Origin of the sequence: Saccharomonospora iraqiensis subsp. iraqiensis (assembly GCF_000430445.1) — a bacterium.
Lineage (GTDB): Bacteria > Actinomycetota > Actinomycetes > Mycobacteriales > Pseudonocardiaceae > Saccharomonospora > Saccharomonospora iraqiensis.
Map to the genome: position 1 here is coordinate 2655 of NZ_KE387050.1, position 2936 is coordinate 5590.

Below are 2936 nucleotides of genomic sequence, written 5' to 3' on the forward strand. Positions count from 1 at the left end.
CGGCGTAGCCGTCCATCGCGGAGTTGTCGAACGGCGGCAGCGCCACCTCCGCCCGCACGTCCGTGGCGAGCACGAGCCCGGCGCAGTCGGCCGTCGGGCGGTGCCCGACCGGCCGGACGCCGAGCAGGTCGGTGACGGCGGCACGGTGCTGTTCGACGGAGATCACGTGGACCATCCTCCCGCCCCGGGCGGGTCGTGCCAAACTCGTGGCGCCGCAACATCGGGATCGAGAGAACTAGGGGGAGTCCGGGTGCAGGTCCAGATGCGTCACCAGCCGTCGTTCACGGTGGCCCGACTCGCGCTCGCACCGCAGGAACCCGTCCAGGTCGAGGCGGGCGGGATGGTCGCGACCAGCTACGGCGTCCAGATGCAGTCCCAGGCGCAGGGTGGGCTGATGAAGGGGCTCGGACGGGCGGTCCTCGGCGGGGAGTCGCTGTTCGTGTCGACCTTCACCGCGCCCCCGAACGGCGGGTGGGTGGACGTCGCCCCCGGGCTGCCCGGCGACGTCCGGATCGTCGAGATGGACGGCCGCGTGGGCTGGTGCGTCACCAACGGGTCCTGGCTGGCCAACTCGCACGGCATCACGCTCGACACGAAGTGGGGCGGGTTCGGCAACCTGTTCGGGGGAGAGGGCGGCTTCCTGTCCCACGCCACCGGGCAGGGCCAGCTGGTCGTGTCCTGCTACGGGGCGATGGACCTGGTGACCCTGCAACAGGGCGAGATGATCACCGTCGACGCCGGGCACGTCGTCGCCTACGCCGACAGCGTGCAGCACCAGACCCGCCGGATCTCCTCCGGCATGGTCCAGTCGCTCAAGAGCGGCGAGGGCCTGGTCTTCGACTTCGCGGGCCCCGGCCAGGTGCTGACCCAGACCCGGGACCCGTCCGCGCTGCTGGCCTGGTTGGTGGCGAGGATGCCGACCCGGTAGGCCATGCGGGTCCTCACGCGCCACACGCCCACGTCCGGGGTGGCCCGGATCGTGCTCGCCGCGGGGGAGGCCGTCGAGGCCCCCGCGGACTCGCTGCTGGCGGCGAGCTACGGGATCGCGGACACCCGGGAGGGCAAGGGGGCGTCCGTGTTCACCGCGCCCGCCCAGGGCGGCTGGGTGGACCTCGCACCCGAGGTGGCCGGGGACGTCCACCCGCTCGAACTGGACGGGCGGACCGGCTGGTCGGTCGCACGGGACGCGGTGCTCGCCCGGCCGGCGACGGTCCGACAGGACCACCCGTGGCCCGCCCTGCGGACGCTGTTCGGCAACGACTCCGGTTTCCTGCGGCACCACAGCGGGACCGGTCCGCTGGTGCTGGCCGCACGCGGACCAATGGATTCGCTGAAGGTGGGACCGGCGGAGGTCATCACGGTGAATCCGCTGTTCCTGCTCGCGTACCCGGACGGGGTCGAGGTCCGGCTGCGGGCGGTCGACCCCGCCCGGCCGCAGTCCGTGCGTACCGGCGAGGGGCTGGCGCTGGACGTCGCCGGACCGGCGACGGTGCTGGTACAGACGCGCAGACGTCCGTGACCGCCCGTCGCGGCCGGGCCGAGATTCCCGCGAATTGACCATTGCCTCCCGGCGTTTCTCCGGTAGCGTGATCGACGCTTTGAGAACGCGGCAGGCGGCGCTCTGGCGCGTTGGTTTGTCACAAGGAGGACGCCGTGGCAGTCGGCACGGTCAAATGGTTCAACGCGGAAAAGGGCTACGGGTTCATCTCCTCCCCCGAGGGGCCCGATGTCTTCGTACACTACTCCGCCATTCAGGCGGAGGGTTTCCGCACCCTCGACGAGGGTGACCGGGTGGAATTCGAGATCACCGCCGGGCGGGACGGCCGCAGCCAGGCCGCGGACGTCCGCAAGATGTCGTAGCGGGCCGGACGGCGCCGGCGTTCGCGGTCGACGGACGCCGGCGCCGTCCGTTCCCGGCACTCCGCGCCGTCCCGCGGGGGGCCGGATGCGGACACGTCACGTCCCGGTACCGCGCGGACGTTAGGCTTCGACCGTGGCAGGCGAGGTGTCGGCCGACCTCACGGGGCGGCGGCTGGGTAACTACCGGATCGACGGGGTGCTCGGCCAGGGTGGCATGAGCGTGATGTACCGGGCCACGGACGTGCGGCTGGGGCGCAAGGTGGCCTTGAAGGTCATCGGTGAGCACCTCGGGGCCGACGCCGAGTTCCGCGAACGGTTCGTCGACGAGGCGCGGAACACCTCGGCGATCGACCACCCGAACATCGTGCCGCTGTACGACTTCGGCGAGCTCGACGACATGCTCTACATCGCGATGCGGCTGGTCGACGGCTCGGACCTGGCCAGCCTCATCGCGGACGGCGGGATGGGGCCGCAGCGTGCCGTCGGGTTGCTCGACCAGGTCGCCGACGCGCTGGACACCCTGCACGAACGCGGCCTCGTCCATCTCGACGTCAAGCCGGCGAACGTGCTGGTGACCAGCAAGGAGGCGGTCCGCGAGCACGTCTACATCGCCGACTTCGGGCTCACCCGACGGGGCACCACGGGCCACCGCACCCGGGCGGGCGACTTCCTCGGCTCCCCCACCTACGCCGCGCCGGAGCATCTGCGGGGCGAACCACTGGACGGGCGGACCGACCAGTACGCGCTCGGGTGCATGCTCTACGCCTGTCTGACCGGGAAGCCGCCGTTCACCGGCGACGTGGAGGCCGTGATCAAGGGACACCTCGCCGAGGAGGTCCCCTCGGTCCGCGCGGTGGCCGGGGTGCCTGCCGCGATCGACGACGTCGTGCGCACGGGGATGGCCAAGGACCCCGATGCGCGCTACGACAGCTGCGTGGGACTGGTCGCGGCCGCCCGCGCCGTGCTCGCCGGGGAGGAGTCCCGGTCCCCGGGTGCACCACCCCCACCGGGCCCGTCCGGCTCCGCACCGGGAACACCCCCGCCCCCGCCCGACGGGCCCCGTCCGGGACCGTCCG

4 protein-coding genes and 1 pseudogene are annotated in these 2936 nt (G+C 72.4%); 4 read left to right on the forward strand and 1 reads right to left on the reverse strand.

Features of this window, described 5'->3' with window-relative positions; translation table 11 throughout:
* Nucleotides 1-175: pseudogene (locus tag ACTIR_RS25160) on the reverse strand (gephyrin-like molybdotransferase Glp); the annotation flags it as partial.
* A 75-nt stretch (nucleotides 176-250) separates the two neighbouring features.
* Here ACTIR_RS25160 and ACTIR_RS0103765 point away from each other — a divergent pair.
* From ACTIR_RS0103765 to ACTIR_RS21565, 4 genes are all read left to right on the forward strand, one after another.
* The gene (locus ACTIR_RS0103765) at nucleotides 251-928 is read left to right on the forward strand and encodes a TIGR00266 family protein (RefSeq protein WP_026453270.1); all 678 of its coding nucleotides are present in this window, start codon (nucleotides 251-253) and stop codon (nucleotides 926-928) included.
* A 3-nt stretch (nucleotides 929-931) separates the two neighbouring features.
* Entirely contained in the window at nucleotides 932-1519 is a 588-nt protein-coding gene (locus ACTIR_RS0103770) for an AIM24 family protein (RefSeq protein WP_026453271.1), read from the forward strand.
* A 134-nt stretch (nucleotides 1520-1653) separates the two neighbouring features.
* Nucleotides 1654-1860, forward strand: coding sequence for a cold-shock protein (locus ACTIR_RS0103775; RefSeq protein WP_007027091.1), 207 nt, complete (start codon nucleotides 1654-1656; stop codon nucleotides 1858-1860).
* A gap of 133 nt (nucleotides 1861-1993) precedes the next feature.
* Nucleotides 1994-2936 (forward strand): serine/threonine-protein kinase (locus ACTIR_RS21565; protein ID WP_154663657.1); only part of this gene is annotated, 943 nt, incomplete at its 3' end.